The sequence below is a fragment of the Aeromonas sp. 602396 genome (assembly GCF_049173735.1).
Taxonomy (GTDB): Bacteria; Pseudomonadota; Gammaproteobacteria; order Enterobacterales; family Aeromonadaceae; genus Aeromonas; species Aeromonas veronii_A.
Genome location: NZ_JAAKSD010000022.1, coordinates 17,838 through 41,330, shown reverse-complemented (window position 1 = coordinate 41,330; position 23,493 = coordinate 17,838). Strand labels below are relative to the sequence as shown.

The 23,493-nt window shown below is 59.5% G+C and carries 18 protein-coding genes and 1 tRNA gene; 11 read left to right on the top strand and 8 right to left on the bottom strand.

Features of this window, described 5'->3' with window-relative positions; translation table 11 throughout:
- The first annotated feature begins 107 nt into the window (after positions 1–107).
- Together nhaB and dsbB are read left to right on the top strand one after the other, a co-directional pair.
- Entirely contained in the window at positions 108–1,688 is a 1,581-nt protein-coding gene (gene nhaB / locus G5229_RS19895; RefSeq protein ID WP_421207301.1) for a Na(+)/H(+) antiporter NhaB, read from the top strand.
- A gap of 98 nt (positions 1,689–1,786) precedes the next feature.
- A complete protein-coding gene (gene dsbB, locus G5229_RS19890; protein WP_005336895.1) occupies positions 1,787–2,308 on the top strand; it encodes a disulfide bond formation protein DsbB in 522 nt (173 codons plus the stop codon).
- A 79-nt stretch (positions 2,309–2,387) separates the two neighbouring features.
- On the opposite strand, the gene G5229_RS19885 is transcribed toward dsbB, so the two are convergent.
- The 3 genes from G5229_RS19885 to uvrB form a co-directional block, all read right to left on the bottom strand.
- Complete coding sequence (locus tag G5229_RS19885; protein ID WP_040069761.1) at positions 2,388–3,035, bottom strand: DedA family protein; 648 nt, start codon at positions 3,033–3,035, stop codon at positions 2,388–2,390.
- 178 nt (positions 3,036–3,213) lie between these two features.
- Positions 3,214–3,471, bottom strand: a complete 258-nt coding sequence (locus tag G5229_RS19880) for a YkvA family protein (RefSeq protein WP_005360976.1) — start codon at positions 3,469–3,471, stop codon at positions 3,214–3,216.
- The gene (uvrB, locus tag G5229_RS19875; RefSeq protein ID WP_421210173.1) at positions 3,468–5,480 is read right to left on the bottom strand and encodes an excinuclease ABC subunit UvrB; all 2,013 of its coding nucleotides are present in this window, start codon (positions 5,478–5,480) and stop codon (positions 3,468–3,470) included. The genes G5229_RS19880 and uvrB overlap by 4 nt, the downstream gene beginning before the upstream one ends.
- A gap of 133 nt (positions 5,481–5,613) precedes the next feature.
- Between uvrB and G5229_RS19870 the strand changes: the two genes are divergently transcribed.
- Together G5229_RS19870 and G5229_RS19865 are read left to right on the top strand one after the other, a co-directional pair.
- Positions 5,614–5,689 (top strand) — tRNA-Asn (locus G5229_RS19870).
- A 772-nt stretch (positions 5,690–6,461) separates the two neighbouring features.
- Positions 6,462–8,147: an aspartate:alanine antiporter gene (locus G5229_RS19865; RefSeq protein WP_005345980.1), complete on the top strand. Its 1,686-nt coding sequence runs from the start codon at positions 6,462–6,464 to the stop codon at positions 8,145–8,147.
- A gap of 304 nt (positions 8,148–8,451) precedes the next feature.
- On the opposite strand, the gene fabB is transcribed toward G5229_RS19865, so the two are convergent.
- A complete protein-coding gene (gene fabB, locus G5229_RS19860) occupies positions 8,452–9,663 on the bottom strand; it encodes a beta-ketoacyl-ACP synthase I (protein WP_216978860.1) in 1,212 nt (403 codons plus the stop codon).
- Positions 9,664–9,753: 90 nt separating this feature from the next.
- Between fabB and mnmC the strand changes: the two genes are divergently transcribed.
- On the top strand, positions 9,754–11,772 hold the full coding sequence (gene mnmC / locus G5229_RS19855) for a bifunctional tRNA (5-methylaminomethyl-2-thiouridine)(34)-methyltransferase MnmD/FAD-dependent 5-carboxymethylaminomethyl-2-thiouridine(34) oxidoreductase MnmC (protein WP_421210169.1): 2,019 nt from the start codon (positions 9,754–9,756) through the stop codon (positions 11,770–11,772).
- Positions 11,773–11,881: 109 nt separating this feature from the next.
- On the opposite strand, the gene G5229_RS19850 is transcribed toward mnmC, so the two are convergent.
- Together G5229_RS19850 and G5229_RS19845 are read right to left on the bottom strand one after the other, a co-directional pair.
- Positions 11,882–12,478 carry a DUF922 domain-containing protein gene (locus G5229_RS19850; RefSeq protein ID WP_216953506.1) on the bottom strand — a complete coding sequence of 199 codons (597 nt, stop codon included), beginning with the start codon at positions 12,476–12,478 and terminating at the stop codon, positions 11,882–11,884.
- A gap of 183 nt (positions 12,479–12,661) precedes the next feature.
- Positions 12,662–13,126 (bottom strand): hypothetical protein, encoded by a 465-nt coding sequence (locus G5229_RS19845; RefSeq protein ID WP_421210168.1) that lies wholly within the window; start codon positions 13,124–13,126, stop codon positions 12,662–12,664.
- 195 nt (positions 13,127–13,321) lie between these two features.
- Between G5229_RS19845 and dcuC the strand changes: the two genes are divergently transcribed.
- The 5 genes from dcuC (at position 13,322) to G5229_RS19820 (ending at position 19,766) form a co-directional block, all read left to right on the top strand.
- Positions 13,322–14,674: an anaerobic C4-dicarboxylate transporter DcuC gene (dcuC, locus tag G5229_RS19840; protein ID WP_421210166.1), complete on the top strand. Its 1,353-nt coding sequence runs from the start codon at positions 13,322–13,324 to the stop codon at positions 14,672–14,674.
- 91 nt (positions 14,675–14,765) lie between these two features.
- Entirely contained in the window at positions 14,766–16,412 is a 1,647-nt protein-coding gene (locus G5229_RS19835) for a bifunctional metallophosphatase/5'-nucleotidase (RefSeq protein WP_421210165.1), read from the top strand.
- 187 nt (positions 16,413–16,599) lie between these two features.
- Complete coding sequence (locus G5229_RS19830) at positions 16,600–18,243, top strand: hypothetical protein (protein ID WP_421210163.1); 1,644 nt, start codon at positions 16,600–16,602, stop codon at positions 18,241–18,243.
- 144 nt (positions 18,244–18,387) lie between these two features.
- Positions 18,388–18,891: a M48 family metallopeptidase gene (locus G5229_RS19825; RefSeq protein WP_139407751.1), complete on the top strand. Its 504-nt coding sequence runs from the start codon at positions 18,388–18,390 to the stop codon at positions 18,889–18,891.
- 65 nt (positions 18,892–18,956) lie between these two features.
- Positions 18,957–19,766: a DUF2927 domain-containing protein gene (locus tag G5229_RS19820; RefSeq protein ID WP_421210184.1), complete on the top strand. Its 810-nt coding sequence runs from the start codon at positions 18,957–18,959 to the stop codon at positions 19,764–19,766.
- Positions 19,767–19,943: 177 nt separating this feature from the next.
- On the opposite strand, the gene G5229_RS19815 is transcribed toward G5229_RS19820, so the two are convergent.
- Together G5229_RS19815 and G5229_RS19810 are read right to left on the bottom strand one after the other, a co-directional pair.
- Positions 19,944–20,195: a DinI family protein gene (locus tag G5229_RS19815; RefSeq protein WP_005333426.1), complete on the bottom strand. Its 252-nt coding sequence runs from the start codon at positions 20,193–20,195 to the stop codon at positions 19,944–19,946.
- Between the two features lie 74 nt (positions 20,196–20,269).
- Positions 20,270–22,696 carry a DNA polymerase II gene (locus G5229_RS19810; protein WP_421210161.1) on the bottom strand — a complete coding sequence of 809 codons (2,427 nt, stop codon included), beginning with the start codon at positions 22,694–22,696 and terminating at the stop codon, positions 20,270–20,272.
- A gap of 166 nt (positions 22,697–22,862) precedes the next feature.
- Between G5229_RS19810 and G5229_RS19805 the strand changes: the two genes are divergently transcribed.
- The gene (locus G5229_RS19805) at positions 22,863–23,354 is read left to right on the top strand and encodes a prolyl-tRNA synthetase associated domain-containing protein (RefSeq protein ID WP_421210159.1); all 492 of its coding nucleotides are present in this window, start codon (positions 22,863–22,865) and stop codon (positions 23,352–23,354) included.
- Positions 23,355–23,493: the final 139 nt, after the last annotated feature.

The window sequence follows — 23,493 nt, the reverse complement described above, 5'->3', positions numbered from 1 at the left end:
AAATCACGAGGAATCAGACAGATAAAGGCCAACATCCGGAGGCACAGGTCGAATCATCCTTGACTGCATAGAAGCAGATCCTAACAACAAAGTTGAGACCCATTATCATGCCAATAAGCCTAGGGCAGGCATTCGCCAAGAACTTCTTGGGCAATGCACCACAGTGGTATAAAAGCGCCATCTTGCTATTTCTGGCGATCAATCCGGTCGCTTTCTACCTTGATCCTTTCATTGCGGGCTGGTTACTGGTCGTTGAGTTTATCTTCACCCTGGCCATGGCCCTCAAGTGCTACCCCCTGCAACCGGGTGGCCTGCTCGCGATCGAAGCCGTGTTGATCGGCATGACCTCCGCCGATCAGGTCAAGCACGAGCTGGTCGCCAATATCGAAGTGCTGCTGCTGCTGGTGTTCATGGTGGCAGGCATCTATTTCATGAAGCAGTTGCTGCTTTATGTCTTCACCAAGCTGCTGATCGGCGTTCGCTCCAAGATCCTGCTCTCCCTCTCCTTCTGTCTGGTCTCCGCCTTCCTGTCAGCTTTTCTCGATGCACTGACGGTCATTGCCGTGGTGATCAGCGTTGCCACCGGTTTCTATGCCATCTATCACAAGGTCTCTTCCGGCAAGGAGTTTGGTCACAGCCATGACCATACCGACGATAAGGAAGTGGCTGAGCGCAATCGCCAGGATCTCGATGATTTTCGCGCCTTCCTGCGCAGCCTGATGATGCATGCCGCCATCGGTACCGCGCTGGGTGGTGTCTGCACCCTGGTGGGCGAGCCGCAAAACCTCATCATCGGCGAGCAAGCCAGCTGGAACTTCGCCGAATTTGCCATTCGTATGTCACCCGTCACCGTCCCCGTCTTTATCTGCGGTCTGCTGACCTGCGTGCTGGTAGAGCAGTTCCGCTGGTTTGGCTATGGTGCCCGCCTGCCGGACACGGTGCGTGCCATCATGGAGGAGTACAATCGCTACGAAGAGGCAAAACGCAGCCCGCAAGACAAGGCCAAGCTGATCGTTCAGGCGTTGATTGCGGTCTGGCTGATCGTCGGCCTGGCCATGCACCTGGCAGCCGTTGGCCTGATTGGCCTCTCGGTTATCGTGCTGGCCACCTCCCTGACCGGGATCACCGAGGAGCACTCGCTGGGTAAAGCCTTCCAGGAGGCACTCCCCTTCACCGCCCTGCTGGCAGTCTTCTTCAGCGTGGTCGCCGTCATCATCGATCAGCAGCTGTTCAAGCCGGTGATCCAGCTGGTACTGGCTGCCAAACCGGAGAACCAGCTGGCCCTCTTCTATCTGGCCAACGGGGTGCTCTCCATGGTCAGTGACAACGTCTTTGTCGGCACTGTCTACATCAATGAGGTGAAGACGGCCATGCTTAATGGTGCCATCGACCGCGCCCAGTTCGATCTGCTGGCGGTAGCCATCAACACAGGTACCAACCTGCCGTCGGTCGCCACTCCCAATGGTCAGGCCGCTTTCCTGTTTATGCTCACTTCGGCATTGGCGCCGCTGCTGCGTCTCTCCTATGGCCGCATGGTCTGGATGGCGCTGCCCTACACCCTGGTGCTGGGGCTGATCGGCTTTTTCTCTGTCGAATTGCTGCTTGGTCCTGCCACCGAATGGTTCTATCAGCACGGATGGCTGGTGATGGAGAGTGCGCTGCCAGCGGTACAGCCGGCGCTGCATTAATCCATTGAGATGGTTTCCGAGGGCCCTTTCAGGGCCCTTTTCTTTTCTGCCCCGCTCTGCTCTAATTCAGCCACTGTTTTTTCTGAGAGATCAATGAGATGATCGAGTTTCTCCGCCGTATTGCCGCCCATCGGCTGGCTTGGGGCCTGTTGGCAGCATCAGCCCTGTTCCTCGAGTTGTGCGCCCTCTTCTTCCAGCATGTGCTGGGCCTCTCCCCGTGCGTGATGTGCGTTTACGAACGGTTGGCGACCCTGGGTGTGCTGGCCGCCGGTCTGCTCGGCATGGTGGCGCCGGATAAATGGTATGTTCGCTGGAGTGCCATGTTGCTTTGGGGCTACAGTGCCTTCCGCGGCTTCCAGCTGGCCCTCAAGCATGTGGACTATCAGGTTAACCCCTCCCCGTTCAACGTCTGCAGCCCGTTTGCCGACTTCCCGAGCTGGGCTCCGCTCGATCAGTGGCTCCCCTGGCTCTTTATGCCGGAAGGGGATTGTGCCCAGATCACCTGGCAGTTCTTCGGTTACTCCATGCCCCAGTGGCTGGTCGTCATCTTCGCCGCTTACCTGTTGGTCTTCACCGTAGTGGCCATCGGCAATCTGGTGAAAGGGCGTTGCTGCAACTGATCATCATGGCCGTGTGGAGATAAAAGGGGGGAGCCATTATGGCTCCCCCCTTTCTCGTTCTGGCTGACCGTATTTCTGGTTACGCCCTGGCAGTGCTCATCTTGGCCTTGACCGCGCCAATTACCATGGGCAACAGGGAAATACCGATGATGCCGAAGATCAGCAGGGTAAAGTTGTGACGCACCACCGGCAGATTGCCAAAGAAGTGGCCGGCATAGACGAAGGAGAGTACCCACAGCAGGCCTCCAACCAGGTTGAACGCCAAAAAGCGCGGATAGGTCATGGCCCCCATCCCTGCCACAAACGGCGCAAACGTACGCACAATAGGCAGGAAGCGGGTGATGATGATGGTCTTGCCACCATGCTTGGCATAGAAAGCGTGGGTCTTCTCCAGATAGTCGCGGCGGAAGATTTTGGAGTCCGGGTTGCGGAACAACTGCTCGCCGAAGAAGTGACCAATGGTGTAGTTGACCACGTTGCCCAGCACGGCAGCGATGATCAGCACGGCCGCCAGGGTATGGACGTCCAGCACGCTGCCCACGGTAAGCGCACCGGCGGCAAACAGCAGGGAGTCACCCGGCAGGAACGGCGTCACTACCAACCCGGTTTCACAGAAGATGATCAGAAACAGGATGGCGTAAACCCAGACGCCATAGTTCTCGAACAGCTCTTTCAAATGCACGTCAACGTGCAGAATAAAGTCGATTGCAAAGAGGATCAGATCCATTTTTTCCATACCCATAAAGTGAACGGCGTGGAGTCTACGCCAATGCCATTCGGGCGACAATCACCGGCCAGCCTCTTTTTCATCCTGCAGAGCCCACCTTCAAATGAAACCGTTTTTCCGCTTCCTTCGAGGGTGGGAGCGCACAGAGTGATGTCGAGCGTGGTGTTGAAAAGGTGAACTAGGAGGCCTGTTCCAGATCGCTGCGCACTGCGGGGGGAAGACAACGCTCCCAGCCCCATAGCAACACCAGCAGCAGGGTCACATCATCGAACCAACCCAGCAAGGGCACCACGTCGGGGATAAGATCCACCGGACTGATGCCATAGAGCAGGATAAGGATCACCAGTCCCCTCGCCCACCATGGGGTACCGGGATGGCGAAAGCCCTGATAGAGACGACGAAGTCGTTGCCAAATCAGCCAGCGTTTACGGCTCATGATTCGATCAACTCGCTGCGCAAATGCTGAATCTGATCCCGCAGTGCCGCCGCCTGTTCGAACTCCAGATCCCGGGCATGCTGGAACATCTGCTCCTCCATCCGCTTGATCTCTTTGGCAATCTCGCTGGCTGAGAGGACATGGTATTCCCCTTGCTGCTCGGCTGCCTTGCGCATCCCCTTGCCTGGTTTGCCTGCCGTGCGGCTGCCGCCCATGTCCATCACATCGCCAATGGATTTGTTGAGCCCTTTGGGGGTGATCCCATGCTTGAGGTTATGGGCATGCTGCACGGCGCGACGCCGCTCGGTCTCCTCAATGGCGACCTTCATCGAGTTGGTGATGGTATCGCCGTAGAGAATGACCTTGCCGTTGAGGTTACGCGCCGCCCGGCCTATGGTCTGGATCAGCGAGCGGGTCGAGCGCAGGAAGCCCTCTTTATCCGCATCCAGAATCGCCACCAGCGACACCTCCGGCATGTCGAGACCTTCCCGCAGCAGGTTGATGCCCACCAGCACATCGAACTTGCCAAGGCGCAGATCGCGGATGATCTCCACCCGCTCGACCGTATCAATATCGGAGTGGAGATAGCGCACCTTGACGTCGTGCTCCGCCAGATACTCGGTCAAGTCTTCCGCCATCCGCTTGGTCAGGGTCGTGACCAGTACCCGCTCCTCCACCGCCACCCGCTTGCGGATCTCGGAGAGCAGATCATCCACCTGAGTAGTCACAGGACGGACCTCGATCTCCGGATCGAGCAGGCCGGTTGGGCGCACCACCTGCTGCACCACATCGCCGCCGGACTTCTCCAGCTCGTAGGGGCCCGGGGTGGCCGAGACAAACACCGTCTGCGGCATCAGCGCTTCAAATTCGTCGAACTTGAGCGGCCGGTTGTCCAGCGCCGAGGGGAGCCGGAAGCCGTACTCCACCAGGGTCTCCTTGCGGGAGCGGTCCCCTTTGAACATGGCGCCGATCTGCGGCACCGTAACGTGGGACTCATCGATGATGAGCAGGCCATCCCCCGGCAGGTAGTCAAACAGGGTGGGCGGCGGCTCCCCCGGCGCACGGCCGGAGAGGTAGCGGCTGTAGTTCTCTATGCCGGAGCAGTAACCCAGCTCCTGCATCATCTCCATGTCGAACTGGGTGCGCTGGCTGATGCGCTGCTCCTCCACCAACTTGTTGAGAGACAACAGTTGCTCGCGGCGACTGCGCAGCTCCTCCTTGATATGCTCTATGGCCCCCAGAATGGTCTCGCGCGGGGTGGCGTAGTGGGTCTTGGGGTAGATGGTGTAGCGCACTACCGTCTGCTCGATAGCGCCGGTCAGGGGATCGAACTGGGAGAGGCGCTCCACCTCTTCATCAAACAGCTCTACCCGCAGCGCCAGCTTGTCAGATTCGGCAGGGTAAATATCGATGACTTCACCGCGCACCCGGAAGGTGCCGCGCTGGAACGCCATGTCGTTACGGGTGTACTGCAGCTCGGCGAGACGGCGCAGGATATCCCGCTGGTTGATCACATCCCCCACTTTGAGATGCAGCATCATGCTCAGATAAGCTTGGGGATCCCCCAGACCATAGATGGCCGACACCGAGGCGACGATCACCACGTCGCGCCGCTCCAGCAGCGCCTTGGTGGCCGACAATCGCATCTGCTCGATGTGATCGTTGATCGAGGCATCCTTCTCTATAAAGGTGTCGGTGGTCGGCACATAGGCTTCGGGCTGGTAGTAGTCGTAGTAGGAGACGAAATACTCCACCGCGTTGTCGGGGAAGAACTCCTTCATCTCGCCATAGAGCTGGGCGGCCAGGGTCTTGTTGGGAGCCAGGATCATGGTCGGGCGGTTCAGGGTGGCGATGACGTTGGCCATGGTGAAGGTCTTACCCGAACCGGTCACCCCTAGCAGGGTCTGATGAGCCAGCCCCGACTCGATGCCATCCAGCAGTTGGGCAATCGCCGTGGGCTGATCCCCGGCGGGTTGAAACTGGCTGGCTAACTTGAACAATTTGCTCATGAACACTCCCGACACAAAACAGCAGAGGAGCAGTGTAACCGAGGGGCTGGCAGCGGTACACCTGCGCCATCATCCCGCGAATGGCTTGACCACCTCGGACACCTTCTGTATGATGCTCCTCCTTGCCTGATGTTCCCCCGTAGTTCAGTCGGTAGAACGGCGGACTGTTAATCCGTATGTCACTGGTTCAAGTCCAGTCGGGGGAGCCAAATTCCTCGCCATCTCGGTGCAAGTTATCCACTTTAGTGCCCTCTCCTGCCAATTTTAATGCACAAGATACTTCTTGCTGCTGACGCTCCCTTTTGTGACCCGTTCCGGCTCGACAGAGTTTTCTCCTGCCGCATCTAACTATTTGATTTTTATACAAACATTTTTCTTCCGGTATTTTTTGAACAGCCCTTGCATCCCAGTACTGGCGCGGCTTTCAGGGCGATGAACAAGTTTCATAAACAGGGTTATCCACAGATTCTGTGGGTAAGTGCAGCAAGCCCTGTCAGGACGCGGGATTGCCTGTTATCCCCTGCAACAGGAGACCATTTTACAGGCTAACCTGATTTTATTCTGTTTTGTCCCACCCTCTGTAACTGTTGATTAACAGGCTCTATTGGCACTTTCCGGAGATATCTTTTTGCCAGCCCTTTCCCCATATGGGAATGACGCTAGTATCTCGTCATTTGACTCTTTTACGACCAAGAGAGCCCCAGGTTGAATCTGCTGAAACCGATCTGTGGCGAAGCGCTAGACAGCAGAATCTAAAATCTCACCCATGAGAGTGCAAGCCCGGCTGCAACCAGCATGTTTCACTAATTGACAACGGGAAGGAGAGCAAAAATCACCTGCTTTTTTCCGATGCTCCCCTTATCCCGCCGCCTGCTCATTAAATAGCGTCCGATAACGTCCGATTAATCCCCCTTATGCTTCTTTATTAGTGATAGATACGGCACAATATCGGCCCCACTTTTTTCCTCGGTTTTTCCGGGCATGACTATAGATTTTGTGACACTGCTGCATCAAAGCGACTCCCTGCTGCTCTTCGTGGTATTGGCCTTCGGCCTGCTGCTTGGCAAAGTGCGGATTGGCAACTTCCAGATTGGCAACACCATAGGTGTGCTGTTTACCGCCCTGCTGTTTGGCCAGATGGGCTTCGAGTTTACTGCCACCACAGAAAACGTCGGCTTTATGCTGTTCATCTTCTGTGTGGGGATTGAGGCTGGCCCCCACTTCTTCAGCGTCTTCCTGCGCGATGGCATCCACTACATCACCCTGACTCTGGTGATCTTGCTGACAGCTCTGCTGCTGACAGTGGGGCTGGCCAAGTTCTTCAATCTGGGGCCGGGCATGGCGGCGGGGATCCTGGCGGGTTCCCTCACATCGACCCCGGCGCTGGTGGGTGCACAGGATGCCCTGCGCAGTGGTCTGCTCAACCTGCCCCATCAAACCGATATGCAGGCGGTACTCGACAACATGGGCATCGGCTACGCCCTGACCTATCTGGTGGGTCTGGTGGGTCTGATGCTGGTGGTGCGCTATCTCCCGTCACTGGCACGACTCGATCTCAATACCGAAGCGCAAAAGATCGCCCGTGAGCGGGGTCTCTCCGACAGCGACAGTCGCAAGACCTATCTACCCATCATCCGCGCCTATCGGGTTGGCCCCGAACTGGCAGCCTGGATCGGTGGCCGTACCCTGCGGGAGACCGGCATCTACCCCCATACCGGCTGCTATGTTGAGCGGATCCGCCGCAACGGCATTCTCGCCAGTCCCGATGGCGATGCCGTCATTCAGGAAGGGGACGAGATCGCCCTGGTGGGCTATCCCGAGAGCCACGAGAAACTGGACGTCAACTACCGCAACGGTAAAGAGGTATTTGATCGCAACCTGCTCGACCTGCAGATCGTCACCGAAGAGATAGTGGTGAAAAACGACGCCGTGGTCGGCCGCCATCTGGTGGAGCTCAACCTCACCGAGAAAGGGTGCTTCCTCAACCGGGTGGTACGCTCCCAAATCGAGATGCCGTTCGATCGCAACATCATGTTGCAAAAAGGCGATGTGCTGCAGATCAGCGGCGAGAAACAGCGGGTCAAACTGCTGGCCAACAAGATCGGCTTTATCAGTATCCACAGCCAGACCACAGATCTAGTGGCTTTCACCACCTTCTTCGTGCTCGGCTTGCTGATCGGCTCCGTCTCGCTTGTGTTCGGCCAGATTGAATTTGGCCTCGGCAACGCCGTCGGTCTGCTGTTGGCTGGTATTCTGATGGGGTATCTGCGGGCCAACCACCCCACCGTGGGTTACGTACCGCCCGGAGCCCTGCGACTGGCCAAGGATCTCGGTCTTGCGGTCTTTATGGTGAGCACCGGCCTCAAGGCGGGTGGCGGCATTCTGGATCACCTGAGCGAAGTGGGTGCCGTAGTGCTCTTCTCCGGCATGTTGGTCACTACCCTGCCGGTGCTTGTCGGTTATCTGTTCGGGGTCTGGGTATTGAAAATGAACCCGGCGCTGCTGCTCGGCGCCATCACTGGTGCCCGTACCTGCGCCCCCGCCATGGATGTGGTCAACGAGGCCGCCAACAGCTCCATTCCGGCGCTTGGCTACGCAGGTACCTATGCGGTGGCCAACGTGATGCTGACGCTGGCAGGCTCCTTTATTATCGGCTTCTGGTTCTAACCAGTAACCATCAAATTACCGCTAACAAAGAAGGGAGCCTCAGGCTCCCTTCTTGCTATCTGCCTTTCTCCCAAGATGCGAAGCAGGCTTATTGGTGTGATCTCACCTGACACCAACCATCAGCGCTGAACTCTGCCCCCTATCCTACAATGGTTGACGCTCTGCTCTGCTCTGCTCTGCTCTGCTCTGCTCTGCTCTGCTCTGCTCTGCTCTGCTCTGCTCTGCTCTGCTCTGCAATGAGTGATGGCAGATCACGGAAACAAAAAAAGCGCCCTGAGGCGCTTTTTTCATATCAACCGGATAATCATGCTTTGAACTTGCTGAACACCAGGGAGGCGTTGGTACCGCCAAAGCCGAAGCTGTTGGACATGACGGTGTTGAGCTCGGCCTCTTCGTACTCGCGCACGATGGGCAGACCTTCGGCCTTCTCGTCCAGAGTCTCGATGTTGATGCTGGGAGCGATAAAGCCGTGCTCCATCATCAGCAGTGAGTAGACAGCCTCGTGCACGCCGGCAGCGCCGAGCGCATGGCCGGTCATCGCCTTGGTGGCAGAGATCTTGGGACCGTTGGCACCAAACAGAGTCTGGATGGCTTCCAGCTCCTTGGTATCGCCAACCGGGGTGGAGGTACCGTGGGTGTTGATGTAATCAACCTTGCCAACCCCCTGCATTGCCATCTTCATGCAACGCACCGCGCCTTCGCCGCTCGGCGCGACCATGTCATAGCCATCGGAGGTAGCACCGTAACCGGTCAGCTCGGCATAGATGTGAGCACCACGGGCCAGCGCATGTTCCAGCTCTTCGATCACTAGGATGCCGCCGCCACCGGAGATAACGAAACCATCGCGATTCGCATCATAGGTACGGGAGGCTTTTTCCGGCATGTCGTTGTACTTGGTGGAGAGGGCCCCCATAGCGTCAAACTGGATGGTAGAGGACCAGTCCAGCTCTTCACCGCCACCGGCGAAGACCACATCCTGTTTGCCAAGCTGGATCAGCTCAAGCGCGTGACCGATGCAGTGAGCAGAGGTGGCGCAAGCTGAACTGATGGAGTAATTGACACCCTTGATCTGGAACGGGGTCGCCAGGCAAGCAGAGGTTGTGGAGGACATAGTGCGCGGCACCATGTAAGGGCCCACACGCTTGACCCCTTTCTCGCGGGCGATGTCCACAGATTCCGAAGTGTTCTTGCCGGAGGCACCACCTGAACCGACCACCAGGCCGGTACGCTCGTTGGAGACCTGATCTTCCGCCAGACCGGCATCTTCAATGGCCTGCTGCATGGAGAGATAGGCGTAGGCCGCAGCGTCGCCCATGAAACGCATGACTTTACGGTCGATCAGTTCAGACGGATCGAGTTTGATGTTACCCCAGACACGGCTGCGCAGATTGTGCTGCTCGAACTGCTCGGAATAGGTGATGCCGGATTTACCTGCTTTCAGGGAGGCCAGCACTTCTTCCTTGTTGTTGCCGATACTGGAGATGACGCCGATACCGGTGATCACTGCTCTTCTCATTAATTCATCTCGTCTGGAAAAACTGGCGCCAAGTCTACCCGCTTTCGGCTGCCAAACTGGTCTGCTTTCACGTAGAATGCCCGCGATTTTGTGACGCGAGCCGAGGAAAACGTGAGTCAAACATCCTTACATCATGCCCGATTGGACTGGAATGAAGCGGGAACTCCTGTCTCCAGTGACTTCGGGGATGTGTACTTTTCCAATGATAACGGTCTAAGTGAAACCCGCTACGTCTTTTTGCAGCAAAACCGGCTACCTGCGCGATTTTCGCACCACGATAGTGACAGTTTCGTGATAGGTGAAACAGGTTTCGGCACAGGTCTTAACTTTCTGGCGACAATGCAAGCCTTCCTGGAACAGGCGCCCCAATCCGGTAACGGCTCCCGTCTGCACTTCATCAGTTTCGAGAAATACCCCCTGACCCAAGACGATCTGCGCAAGGCGCTGGCCGCCTGGCCTGAACTTGGCCACTTGAGCCAGGATCTTGTCGCCCAGTGGCCACTGCCGGTTTCCGGTTGCCACCGCCTGCATTTTACGGGTGGCCGCATTCGCCTCGATCTCTGGTTTGGCGACATCAAGGATATGCTGCCGCAAGTGCCTCACCGGGCAGAGGGGCTGGTGGATGCCTGGTATCTGGATGGTTTCTCCCCAGCCAAGAACCCGGAGATGTGGACACAGGAGCTGTTTGATAGTCTCGCTCGCCTCGCCCGTCCCGATTGCTCCATCGCCACCTTTACCTGTGCCGGTTTTGTCCGTCGCGGCCTGATTGCCGCCGGTTTTGCCATGAAGAAGGTGAAGGGCCACGGTAGCAAGCGGGAGATGCTGGTGGGGGATCGCACCGACAAGCAGCCGCAGCAGACCATAGCCCCCTGGTATGCCCGTCCTGCCGGACGCGCTGGCGAGGTAGTGATCATCGGCGGCGGCATTGCCTCGGCCATGACGGCGCTCTCTCTGGTGGAGCGGGGCCGCAAGGTGACGTTGTTGTGTGCAGATGGCGAACCGGCCACCGGCGCCTCCGGCAACCGCCAGGGCGCGCTCTATCCGCTGCTCAACGGCGAGCACGATGCCCTGTCACGCTTCTATTCGCTCGCTTTTGGCTATGCCCGCCTACGGCTACTGGCGTTGGCCGCGCAACATCCCATCGCTTTTGCACTGTGCGGGGTAACCCAGCTCGGTTATGACGACAAATCGGCAGCCAAGCTGGCGAAAATGAGCCAGGGCCCCTTCCCCCCCGAGCTGATGTATCCCCTCTCTACAGCAGAGGTAGAGCAGGTGGTTGGCCTGCCCTGTGGCCACAGCGGCGTCAGTTACCCGCTGGGAGGCTGGCTCTGTCCGGCCGATCTCACCCACGCAGCTATCAAAGAAGCGCAAGCCAGCGGGCTGCTTGAGGTGGCGTTCAATACCGAGGTGGTCGCTATTACTGAACTGGCCGATGGCTGGCAAATAAAAAGCCAGGATGGCCGCCACTGGCAGGCCCCCAATCTGGTGGTCGCCGCCGGTCACCAGTTGCCATCACTGCTCCCCTTTGCCGAGCTGCCGCTCTATCCGGTACGCGGTCAGGTAAGCCATGTGCCGACCTCAACCAGCCTGAGCCGGCTTAATACCGTGCTCTGCTACGATGGCTACCTCACGCCAATGCACAACGATCAACACTGTATTGGTGCCAGCTATGGCCGTAACCAGAGCAGCCTTGAGTTTCGTGCCGAGGAGCAAATCCAGAATCAGGTGCGGTTGCAAGCCTGCCTGCCGGAGCAAACCTGGCCCGCCGAGGTGGATGTGAGCGGCAACGAGGCGCGCGTGGGGGTGCGTTGTGCCAGCCGGGATCACCTGCCGGTGGTGGGGCCAGTGGCCAGATTGCAAGGTCTGGCGGATCATTATGTGCAGCTGCAGCATGAACAGCACAACGCCCAGCCGCTCCCCCTTCACCCCGGCCTCTATGTGCTGGGGGCGCTCGGTTCGCGGGGTCTCTGCTCGGCGCCGCTCTGTGGCGAGCTGCTCGCCAGCGAGATCTGCGGTGAGCCCCTGCCACTGGCCGCCGATCTACTGGAAGCGCTCCACCCTGCCCGTTACTGGGTGCGCAAACTGCTCAAAGGCAAGGCGCTGGTCTAAACATGGCGCTGTCTGCAATGAAATGGCCGCCCGGTGGGGCGGCCATTTCAGATGTTGAATCGTGCCATATTGACCGGGTTTGGCAGGGCTTCGCACCTCCAGACAGAGTTCACTTGGGCCAATGCACCCCGAGCTGTTCGCCATAACCCGTCTGACGCTGGAAATCGTCTACCCGTGCCTTCACCTTGTTCAATTCGCCACTGCCCGCAGCCCAGGCGGCATAGCGCAACGCCTGGCAATCTGCATGGCCTGGTAGTGCCGCAATCGCCCCGCCCACCTGATTTCCGCCTTGCAGCACCATCTCTTTGAAACGGGATTCATAGTCAAACATGCTGGAGAGCAGCCGACCCCAGCGCTGGCGAGCAGGGTCACTCCCCTCCGAACTCTGACGCCAGCGGGGCAACAATACAGTGGCATGAGTCGTTACCGTTACCCGTTTGAGCTGGCAACGCCCCGGCAACTGGTCGGTTTCCAGCTGCCAGTCCACCTGATAACTCGCCTTGCCGAGCACAGGCTTGCCATTCACCTTGGGGGCACTCTGAGCAATGGCGCGTGCCAGTTGATCTGGCTGGGCAGCACTTACCTCATAAAAACGGACATTGATGCGGGACTCTGGCACCACTTGCGGCCGGCTCGGCTGAGCCTGACTCATCAGGGGCAACAGCAATAGCACGCTCCCCACTACTCCATAAACCTTGCTGACCATGCCAGACTACCTTCCTTGATTGCACGGGCGGAGTACCAACCTTGGTGAAACCCACCGCCACACAGATGACGGGTATAGCCTATGTGTGACCAAGAGGCGGCGCAATACAATGATGAGCCCAGAAATCAGAGCAAGCTCACAGGTTGCGTGAGCAAAGTATGGCACAAGGATGAAACTGTATTTTTATTGAGCAGTACGACTGATGCGCTGCCAGTCGAGGTGATAGTTTTTCACATTGATGTCATGACCATCTATCTGAATGAAATGATCATTTTTAAGACGGTTGGCAAAAAAGTCCTGATCTGCCCCCTCATTGAGCCACAGCTCGCAAAGTCCCCGTTTTCCCTCTTTGGCATAAAATCTCGGGGTGACCAGCAACGCGACCCCATCTACCCGGATGGCATGACGGGCCAGGCAGTTTGCTTCCGTGGTTTTGGATGCCAGCGCGGCAAAACGGGGTCTGTTCCCCTCGGCAACCACCAGTACGCCGTAAGAGTGAGGAGCCATGAGACGCCGCATGGCGACCGCCTGATGAGGACCGGTTTGATGAAAACCGTCATTGGTTACCGCAAACACGCAAGTAGGTGAAAATAGCATCGCGAGCAGGAAAAGAGAGCGTTTAATGCCTGAAAAATCACCAATCACCATATAAAAGCCTCAAAAGACAACCAAGGCTGGCAAGGGTAGGTAGCCAAACCCGCTGGGTAAAGTACCTTTACCTTTCTTTAATTCTGTTCATGGGGTTAAACGTTGATTTAGCTCACACAACATCCTGTTTCCAGTCGCCACTCTACCCCTATCGGAATAGACTCCTTCCACTCTCATCCAATCAGAAGGCAACATATGCTGGAACTCATTGTTGGCACCCTGGTCACCCTGGTGGTGGGCCGTGCCATTTTCAAAGGATACTCCGCAACCGGGGTGCTGCTGAGCGGCGGCTTGCTGCTGCTGATCATCACCGCCATGATGGGCAAGCCGGTATTGCCGAGCAAGGTGGTCAGCACCGGTTATCTCGCAACCGATATCTTCGAATACGTCCGCTTCCTGCTCAATGATCGTGGCGGTGGACTGGGGATGCTGATCATGGTGCTCTGTGGCTTCGCCGGCTACATGAGCCACATCGGCGCCAACACCATTCTGGTCAAGCTGGCCAGCAAACCGCTCGGCATCATCAAGTCCCCCTATATCTTGCTGGTGGCTGCCTATCTGGTGGCCTGTGCCATGTCGCTGGCGGTGAGCTCCGCTACCGGCCTCGGCGTGCTGCTGATGGCCACCCTGTTCCCGCTGATGGTCAACATGGGGATCTCCCGTGGCGCGGCGGCGGCCGTGTGCGCCTCGCCAGCCGCCATTATTCTGGCACCAACCTCAGGGGACGTGGTGATGGCCGCTCAGGCCGCCAACATGCCGCTGCTGGACTTTGCCTTCAAGCTGACCCTGCCCATCTCGCTGGTGGCGATCGCCTGTATGGCGGTGACCCACTTCTTCTGGCAGCGCTACCTTGACCAGAAATCCGGTGAGCACAACGAGCCGGTCGCCCCGGGTGATCTGGTGACTACCGCCCCCGCTTTCTACGCCATCCTGCCCTTTACCCCCATCATCGGGGTGCTGGTGTTTGACGGCAAATGGGGTCCGCAGCTGGATATCGTCACCATCATCGTCATGTGCATGGTGCTGGCCAGCCTGCTGGAGCTGGTGCGTATCCGCAATGGCAAGGAGCTGCTGGACGGTCTCCAGGTCTGCTGGCGCAACATGGCTGACGCCTTTGCCGGTGTGGTCATGCTGCTGGTCGGTGCCGGTGTCTTCGCCCAGGGTCTGATGACCGTCGGCTTTATCGACACCCTGCTGGCTCACGCGCAGGATCTCGGTTCGGGTGGTCTGATCATGATGCTGTCACTGGTGGTGATCACCACCCTGGCCGCCTTCACCACCGGCTCGGGCAATGCTCCCTTCTACGCCTTCGTGGAGTTGATCCCCAACCTGGCCAGCAGCCTTGGCATCAACCCGGCCTATCTGGTGATCCCAATGCTGCAAGCCTCCAACCTGGGTCGCACCATTTCTCCGGTCTCCGGGGTGGTGGTCGCCTGTGCGGGGATGGGCAAGCTCTCGCCGTTCGAGGTGGTCAAGCGCACCAGTATGCCGGTCGCCGTCGGCCTGCTGGTGGTGATCGTCGCCACCCAGATCATGGTACCCGCCTGATCGCTGACCAGCCCGGCACCCTGCCGGGCTGGTATCCTCCCCCTCCTTTGCAGTAGACTCGGTGCTCATTTTCCCCCTAAGGAGGACCGAGATGAGTATTACGGTTCAACTTGCCCATTTCAGTGATTGCCACTCCCACTTCGATGGCGCGCCCATGAGCTTCTCCCCTGTCGGTGAAGGCCAGTGGCGCACCCAGTGCGGCGGTTATGCCCGGATCCTGACCCGACTGACCCAACTGCGTGCCAAAGCCGCAGCAGCCGGCCAGCGTTTTCTATTTCTGCACGGTGGCGACTCCTTTCAGGGTTCGCTCTATTTCAACCGCTTCAAAGGGCGCGCCAACGCCGACCTGCTCGCCATGCTGGCCCCCGATGCCATGGTACTTGGCAACCACGAGTTCGATCTGGGCAACGGCCCGCTGGTGGAGTTCTTGCGCCAGCTCGATTTTCCGGTGCTGGCCGCCAATCTGGACAACAGTCAGGAGCCAGCCGACACGCCGCTGGGGCTGTGGGATATTCCCCACCTCTACGACGCCCATCAGCCCTGGCATCGCCGGGTGATCGACGGGGTTCCCTTTGCACTGCTCGGCATCACCCTCGCCCAGATGGCTGCCATCGCCAACCCGGATCCCCACACCCGTTTCCACGCGGTCGCCGACACCCTCACCAGGGTGTTGCAGGAGATCAAGCGCGAAGGGATCCAGCATATCGTGCTGCTGAGCCACCTCGGGCTGGATCAGGACAAGCTGCTGGCCGAACGCTTCCCCGAGCTCAGTCTCATCATCGGCGGCCACACCCACAGCCTGCTCGGCGATCTCGCGCAGCTGGGTCTGCCAAGCGAAGGCAGTTATCCGCTGATGAACAACGGGGTGGCTATTTTGCATGCTGGCCACAGCGCCCTCTGCCTCGGTGTCTGCGAGCTCACCTTCGATGAGGCGGGCCGCGTCGTGCAGAGTCAGGGTCAGCTGGAGTGGCTCCCCTGGCAGCCCTGGCCGTACGCCTCCACGCCACCTGTCGGGCTCACCTTCTGTGAGCCGGACCCACAGCTTGAACAACATCTGGCCAAACGCTACCGGCCGGAGATTGAAACCATGAGCCAGCGCATCGTCACCCGACTGGCGGCGCCACTTCCCCATCAGCGGCTGCCGGATGCCACCCAGCCCCACGGCAGCCAGCTCGCCCCGCTGGTGGCCCGCGCCATGCTGACCGCCGCCCGTGAACAGGTAGGCGAGGTGGACTTTGCCCTGCACAATGCTGGCGGCGTGCGCTGCTCGCTGGAGCCGGGCCCCCTGAGCGAAGCGGATATCGCCGGTCGCCTGCTGCCGTTTGCCATTCCCCTCACCCTCTATCGGGTGCACGGTCACGAGTTGGCGGAGGCACTGGAGAATGCCATCGACAACGCCACCAACAACGGCGTGGTCGGCAATGGCAACGGCAGCTTCCCCTACACCGCGGGGGTGCGATTCACCTATCAGGCCGATCGGCCCAAGGGCCAGCGCATCACCCGACTGGAGTGGGAAGCCGCCCCCGGCCAGTGGCAAGCGGTCAATGCCGAACAGGTCTATCGCGGAGTGTCGAGCGCCTATACCGCCTCCGGCAAGGAGGGCTACACCGCACTGGCGCGTACCCTGACCCAGCACAATCAGGAGCTCGGCATCACCCTGGCCGACGCCTTTATCCGCTGGGCCCGTCACCTGCCGACACTGGAAGCGCAGCCGCCCCTGCTTGAGTACCTCAGTTGATGCAGAGGGGGGATGGCTTGCTACATCCCCTGACGGCCAATATTGCCGCAGCCAGCGCCCGGTTCCCTGCAAGAACCGGGCTTTTTCGAGAATATTTGCCCCACACGGGCCCGCCCCATTGCATCGCACTCACTAGCTCGGCAAGATAGGCCCGCTTTCAAGACCAGCTGCAGGAACAGGCGACTTCATGAATCACTCCATCCGTTTCACTCCCCCTCGCGTCAACCCGGGCATCAAGCCAGCCATCGTGCTGCTGACCGCCCTGCTGGCGCTGCTCTTCTGTCTGCGCAACCCGCTTGTTTACGCCATGGCGCCGGGCTTTGATGCCTCGCTGTTCGCGGTGATGGGCAAGATGTGGAGCGAAGGGGGTGTGCTCTATCGCGACATGATCGACATCAAGGGGCCGATGATCTTCGCCCTCGACGCGCTGGGCTATGGAATGGGTGGTTTTGTCGGGATCTGGGCGCTGGAGTGGGTGCTATGCTGGCTCGGACTGCTAGCCAGCTGGCAAGCCTTTGCCCAACTTGGCCTCTCGTTCAAGGCGCGGCTCGGCGCCATGCTGGCAGTGCTGGCTCTCTACGGTACCCGTTACTATTACGGCAACATGACCGAGGACTGGACCTTCCACCTCGCCCTCATCGCCCAGTGGGCTTTCATTACCCTGCTGCTGGACAAGGGATTTCGCTGGTGGCCGGCGCTGGTGGCGGCACTCACCTTCGCCATCGTCGCCTGGATGCGCACCAACAACGGCGCCTTCTGGGGGGCCTGGTATCTGGTGCTGTTCTGCCACTGGTGCCTGCACGAGAAGTGGCGCGACGCTATCTTGCTGCTCATCTCCAGCCTGCTGGGGCTGGCGCTGATTGGCGGCCCGCTTTACGCCTACTTCCAGCAGCACGACCTGCTGGCGGCCTTCAAATACTACGCCTTCGACATCTTCTTCGAGGGGAGCTATGGCAACGGCTTCTCTCCCATGGTGGGCGCCGTCGGCCTGCTGCGCACAGGCCTGGTGATGCTGCTGCCCGCCTTCATCATTCTGATGCTGAGCCGCCGTCAGGAGTGGTATCTGCCCGCCCTGCTGGCGACCCTGTTTGGGGTGCTGTTTACCCTGATCGCCAACTCGGTCTCCGGCCATGTGTTCGATCACTACGACGTGCTCTATCTGCAACTGGCAGTGCTGCCGCTGGCGGTATTGCTGGATCGCAGCGAACAGCAGGCAGATGCGATCGGCCTGCTCTGCATCTCGCTGGTGGTACTCACCGCCAGCTGGCTGCTGGCCCAGCAGCTCGCCTTTGGCTGGAGCACCAAGGAGTGGTCCCTCGAGCGGGTCAACGAGGTGCTCGGCACCAGCCTGCTGTGGGCGCTGCCGGTGCTGATCCTCATCCCCCTCTGGCGCGCCTGGGATGTGCGCAGTGCCACCCCCTGGCTGGCGACGCTGGCCATGCTGCTGCTGATGATCAACAACGCCTGGGAAGGGACCCTCAAGGGTCGCCCCTTCAATCCGGCGGCGCAGGTACGGGTCGATCGCATCAAGGCCGAGACCAGCCCGAGCGACAAGATCTGGGTCGATGGCATCCAGCCGCAATATTATCTCTGGACCGATCGCCAGCCGGCTTCCGCCTACCTCTTCTTTGCCAACGTCAATCCGCCCTATGACGTGCGTGAGCGGGTGCTGGCCGATATCCAGCGCCAGACTCCGAAGTTCATCATCGCCAAGCCGGACCGGGTGAGCGAGGAGCTGAAAAAACCGAGCTCCCCTTCCCATCTCGCCTTCTATCAATACCTGACCAGCCACTACGAAGAGGTGGATCCGGGTCTCTATCGCCGACGCTGATTGTCAATACGCCCCGCAGGGCGGCCATTGTTGCAATGGCCGCCCTTTTTCTTGCGCCAGAGCCCCTTGCAGCAGCGGCCCGTAGTAGGCAAGCCCGCCCGAGATAACTACAATGACGCTCTTTTTGATGTAACGAGTGACACCATGGCGGAACTGACTTATCTGGGCGGCTATCCCGACCCTCTCAAGGCACAGGTACAGCAGTTGATTGCGGCAGGCAAGCTGGGGGAGATGCTGGCCAAACGCTACCCCGAAAGCCACCCGATCCAGAGCGATAAGGCGCTGCTTGCCTACACCATGGAGCTGAAGAACCGCTACCTCAAGAGCTCGGCCCCCCTGTCAAAAGTGGTGTTCGATGGCAAGATCAACGTGATCAAGGATGCCCTCGGCCTGCACACCTACGTCAGCCGGGTGCAGGGCAGCAAGCTCAAGGCCAAGAATGAGATCCGCATCGCCGCCCTGTTCAAGGAGGCGCCTCCCCCGTTCCTGAAAATGATCGTGGTGCACGAGCTGGCCCATATCAGAGAGAAGGATCACAACAAGAGCTTCTATCAGCTCTGCCAGCACATGGAGCCGGACTATCATCAACTGGAGTTTGATCTCAGGCTCTGGCTCACCTGGCGCGATATCGACAAGGCCAGCCGCTAGGCTGACACCCGTTTCAGGGAGGAAACATGTCATTTGCCGCCACCCGCTTTATTGCCACTTTGGTAATGACCAGCTTGGGCCGCGCAGCCCATCCCCGCTGCGCCTCACGCGGGCTGCTGGCCCTGCTACTTCTGCTCGCGGGACACAGCGCCCGGGCCGATGAGCGCTGGCAGAGCGACAGCTATCTCACCGAGAGCTTTATGGCCATCGCCATGGAGCGGGAGTATGGCGAAGCCAGGCAGACCCGTTTTGCCCGCTGGCAACAGCCGATCCGGCTGCTGCTTGTCAACGAGTCGGGCGACAAACCCCTGCAGGCCGATGTGGTGAAGGTACAGGCGGCCCATCTGGCCCGCATCACCGGCCACCCCATCAGCATGGTGACCGCAAAGCCCAACCTTACCCTGATCATGACAGACTACAGCAAGATGAAGAGCTGGGCCAACCGCACCATGGGGGGCGATCCGTCGGTCGGGATGGCACTCAAGGAGGGACTCTGCCTGGCCAACTTTGCAACCAATGCAAAACACGAGATCAGCCGTGCCACCATCATCATTCCGGTAGACTACAGCCGGGCCAAGGGGCGCTTTCTCGACTGCGTGGTGGAGGAGTTCACCCAGGTGATGGGGCTACCCAACGACTCGGACAAGGTGTTTCCCTCCATCTTCAATGACAACAGCATCGACAGTTTCCTGACCGGCCTCGACTATGTGCTGCTCAAGCTAGCCTATCACCCAGCCCTCAAGGCCGGGATGAGCAGCGATGAGGTACGCGCAGCCCTGCCGATCGCAATCAAGGATCTGCGCGCCAAAGGGGAGATCCGCGAAGCCAATCGCCGGGTGCAGCAGCAGAGCCTGAAAAGCTGGGCGGGGTTGTAACGGGCCTGGCTCACCCCAGAGCCAGACAAGCCACCGCGAACCTCTCACCACCCACAAAAAACGCAGCCACCTGGCTGCGTTTTTTGTTATCCGAGGATCAACGGTGCGTTATCGGGCATGCACGTTTATACGCCGCCCATGTATCCAACGCCCGTGTTATCCACTGACCGAGCGGGATCAGGATGCGACATTCTCTTCCGGCATCCAGCTCTCGGCGTTCTCCCACACCTCCTGCACCATGGCTTCGGCCAGCTCTTTGTCTTCCTTACTGGCACGGCTGACGGTCAGAGCCATGGCACTGCCCGGCGCGACCCGCACATGGATGTCGGGGAATTTTTCACCAAGCTGCTTGAGCAGCTCCTGACGCAGCGCCTCCATGGTCGAGGTCGGGATCTGATGTTTTCTGTCGATGATGATTTCAAGACGCATAGGAAACTTCTCCATGATTTATAACTGTATTTTTATACAGTATTCATGGGAAGTAAAGTGCCATCTTGCACCAATCAGAAAAGATCCAGCTGCTGACCACAGATCCGGTCGAACGACTCGCCGATAAAGGGCAGAATGGCATCGGCAATGGGCCGCAACTGCTTGTCTATGTAGTGTTCGTAATCGATGGCGCTGCGCCGGTACTCCAGCGGCTCTGGGCCATTGAGGGTCATCAGATAGGCGATGGAGCCCCGATGCTGATAACGCAGGGGCAAACCGCGACGCAGGTTCTCCTCATCGGCCAGCCGCGCCGCCCGCACATGGGGTGGCACGTTCTTCTGATACTCCTCGAGCTTCTGGCGCAGCCGTTTGCGGTAGATGAGCAGATCGTCGTGACGACCGGCGCGAGTCTCATCCACCATGGTGCGCACATAGCCGCTGGGATCTTCATCGTGAAACACCAGCTCATAGAGGCGGGTCTGGAATTGCTTGGCCAGCATGGTCCAGTCGGTACGCACCGATTCGAGCCCCTTGAACACCAGCTGTTCACTCCCCTCGCTGGCCTTGCCAACCAGCCCCGCATAGCGCTTCTTGCTGCCCTTCTCCAAGCCGCGGATGGTGGGCATCAGAAAGCGGCGGTAGTGGGTCTCGTACTGGATCTCCAGATAGCTCGGCAGATCGAACTCGCGCTTGATCAGTGCAGCCCAGTTATCGTTGATCATTTGCGCCAGTCGCTGACCGATCTCGTCCGCCTCATCGGGGCTGGTCTCGCGCCCCAGATGAACGAAAGTGGAGTCGGTATCGCCATAGATCACCTCGAACCCCTTCGCCTCAATCCACTCGCGGGTCTGCTGCATGATGCTGTGGCCACGCAGGGTGATAGATGAGGCAAGGCGCGGATCATAGAAACGGCAGCCACCCGACCCCAGCACGCCGTAGAAAGAGTTCATGATGATCTTGATGGCCTGGGAGAGCGCCTTGTTGCTGGCGGCCTTGGCCCGATCCCGCGCCGCCCACAAGGTAGCGATGAGCTCCGGCAAGAAGTGCCGCTCGCGGGAGAACATGGCGCCGCGAAAGCCCGGAATAGCGTGCTCGGGATGCTGCAGCCCCTCGATGAGCCCCATGGGGTCGATGCAGAAGGTGCGGATGATGCTGGGATAGAGGCTCTTGAAATCGAGCACCAGCACATGGCGATAGAGACCGGGTTTGGAGTCCATCACATAGCCACCTGGGCTTGCGAGCCCACCGTCGGCTGGCAGATTGGGGGCCACGTATCCGCCGCGATGGAGCCGCGGCAGATAGAGGTTGGTAAAGGCCGCCACCGAGCCCCCCACCCTGTCCAGCTCCAGGCCGGTGAGGGAGGCGCGTTCAATGGCAAACGGGATGAGGTGGCAGAAATCGAAGATCTCCCACACCAGCTTGCAATCTTCCAGGTTGTAGCGGGCCAGCGCCTCCTTGTCGGAGTGGAACAGTTCGGTGATCTTCTCCCCCCGATTGGCCACATCTTCGATATCCTTGCCACGGCCGAGCAGTTCGCTCGCCACCGCATCCAGGCTATAGCTGGCAAACTGCCAGGTGGCGCTTTTCAGGGTATCGATGCCATCGAGCACCATGCGCCCGGGGATAATGACGTTGCCAGTCTGGGGATCGCCCCGTGACGAGCGCCAGAAGCAGAGCTCGCGCCCCCGCCCGAGCCGCAGTCGCCGCTTGTTAAGTTCGGCGCGGCGCAGCAGCAGACGAAAGTCAAAATTAACCACGTTCCAGCCAATCACCAAGTCGGGGTCATGCAGACTGAACCAGCTCTCCAGCGCACTCAGCAGGGTGCCCTCGTCCGCCACCCACTGGACCTGGGTTCCCCAGCTCTCGGCATCCGCCTCCGGGGTGCCGATCATGATGACCCGCGCATCCTGCTCGCTGTAAAGGCCGACCGAGAACAGCGCCCCGTCCATGGCGCACTCCACATCCAGCGACACCCAGGAGAGGGTTGGCGTCACCGCCTGCGGCGCGCAGCGCGCCTCGTTCACCTCCCAGTAGCCCTGCTTGCCCCCCTTTTTTACCGCCCGGCCATCGAAGCGCACGCCAGCTGTGATGAAACGCTCCATCAAGAAGCGCTCTGGCAGCCGGATATCCGCCTCGAAGTGCTCCAGCCCGCGAATAAGCAGCAGCTCGATGGCGCGGTGAAAGGCACTCAGGGTGGCGAAATAGCAGCCCACCACAGGGCGGCCATCGAAAGTGTGCATCGGCAGGCGGCGAAACCGCCCGCTCACCCCGGCCCCTTTGAATAGCTCGGCGGCTTCTGCCATATGGCTCTGTGGCAAAAAGAACACCGGCTCCTGCCCCGGCACCACCACCCGCACCGGCCCCTGCGCGCTCCAGAGCCACATCACGATTTCGGTGGTTGCAGCCTGCCCGTTGCGACCGCGCACGTCCCGACCGTGGCGGGTCAGGATAAAACCGTCGAGCGGCGGAGTGGCGGGTACAGTGGGCTGGGTTGCAGTCATGAAGCGTAAAGGGGCTGTCCGAGAATAGCACCATTGTACGTTCATACAGTACCTGCTCGCAATCGTCACGCTGGCTGCGAGGCGGGAGTCAAACTGGTAAGCTCGATCCGGTCGTTATTCCCGCCCATCCCGTTCTGACCACTCTTCGCCGACAAAAGGAGTCTTTGTGGCAATCTATTCCCTGCTGGATCAGCTGGCTATCCCCTACCAGCGTGTTGAACATCCCCCGGTGTATACCTGTGAGGAGGCGAGCAGGCTGCTGCCCGACCTGCCCGCCGCCAAGACCAAGAACCTCTTTTTGCGCGACCCGAAAAGCGAGCGGCTGTTTCTGGTGGTGAGTCCGGAGGAGAACCGGGTCGACCTCAAGGGGCTGGCAGCCATGCTCGGGGTCAAACGGCTGAGCTTTGGCTCCCCCGAGCGGCTCGATGCTGTGCTCGGCCTTACCCCGGGCTCGGTGACCCTGCTCGCCATGGTGCGCGACAGGGAAAAAGCGGTAGAGCTGGTGGTGGACGAGGCCATCTGGCAGGCCGAACAGGCGCAGTGCCATCCGCTGGTCAACACCGCTACTCTGATCATCCGCCTCGACGATGTGCGCCGCCTGCTGGCCCACCTCGGTCGGGAGGCCAACGTCATGCGGCTGCCGGTCATTATTGACTGACCCAAGAGTGTGGGAAGCATAAACGCTCCGGCGTCATGCCCCGCCCCTGATTAATCGAGTCAGCAGCCCTCTTGTGGCGGTTGTTGCCGCGATCGTGCCCGGATCACTTGAACCATTGCTCAACGGCGCAATTCATGCT

Excerpts from the sequence above, each read along its gene's own strand:
- uvrB (WP_421210173.1), bottom strand. The coding sequence starts at position 5,480 with ATGAGCAAATTGTTCAAGTTAGCCAGCCAGTTTCAACCCGCCGGGGAT.
- G5229_RS19865 (WP_005345980.1), top strand. The coding sequence starts at position 6,462 with ATGACTATAGATTTTGTGACACTGCTGCATCAAAGCGACTCCCTGCTG.
- dsbB (WP_005336895.1), top strand. The coding sequence starts at position 1,787 with ATGATCGAGTTTCTCCGCCGTATTGCCGCCCATCGGCTGGCTTGGGGC.
- G5229_RS19850 (WP_216953506.1), bottom strand. The coding sequence starts at position 12,478 with ATGGTCAGCAAGGTTTATGGAGTAGTGGGGAGCGTGCTATTGCTGTTG.
- fabB (WP_216978860.1), bottom strand. The coding sequence starts at position 9,663 with ATGAGAAGAGCAGTGATCACCGGTATCGGCGTCATCTCCAGTATCGGC.
- dcuC (WP_421210166.1), top strand. The coding sequence starts at position 13,322 with ATGCTGGAACTCATTGTTGGCACCCTGGTCACCCTGGTGGTGGGCCGT.
- G5229_RS19815 (WP_005333426.1), bottom strand. The coding sequence starts at position 20,195 with ATGCGTCTTGAAATCATCATCGACAGAAAACATCAGATCCCGACCTCG.
- G5229_RS19810 (WP_421210161.1), bottom strand. The coding sequence starts at position 22,696 with ATGACTGCAACCCAGCCCACTGTACCCGCCACTCCGCCGCTCGACGGT.
- G5229_RS19830 (WP_421210163.1), top strand. The coding sequence starts at position 16,600 with ATGAATCACTCCATCCGTTTCACTCCCCCTCGCGTCAACCCGGGCATC.
- G5229_RS19880 (WP_005360976.1), bottom strand. The coding sequence starts at position 3,471 with ATGAGCCGTAAACGCTGGCTGATTTGGCAACGACTTCGTCGTCTCTAT.
- G5229_RS19820 (WP_421210184.1), top strand. The coding sequence starts at position 18,957 with ATGACCAGCTTGGGCCGCGCAGCCCATCCCCGCTGCGCCTCACGCGGG.
- G5229_RS19885 (WP_040069761.1), bottom strand. The coding sequence starts at position 3,035 with ATGGATCTGATCCTCTTTGCAATCGACTTTATTCTGCACGTTGACGTG.
- nhaB (WP_421207301.1), top strand. The coding sequence starts at position 108 with ATGCCAATAAGCCTAGGGCAGGCATTCGCCAAGAACTTCTTGGGCAAT.
- G5229_RS19845 (WP_421210168.1), bottom strand. The coding sequence starts at position 13,126 with ATGGTGATTGGTGATTTTTCAGGCATTAAACGCTCTCTTTTCCTGCTC.
- G5229_RS19835 (WP_421210165.1), top strand. The coding sequence starts at position 14,766 with ATGAGTATTACGGTTCAACTTGCCCATTTCAGTGATTGCCACTCCCAC.
- G5229_RS19825 (WP_139407751.1), top strand. The coding sequence starts at position 18,388 with ATGGCGGAACTGACTTATCTGGGCGGCTATCCCGACCCTCTCAAGGCA.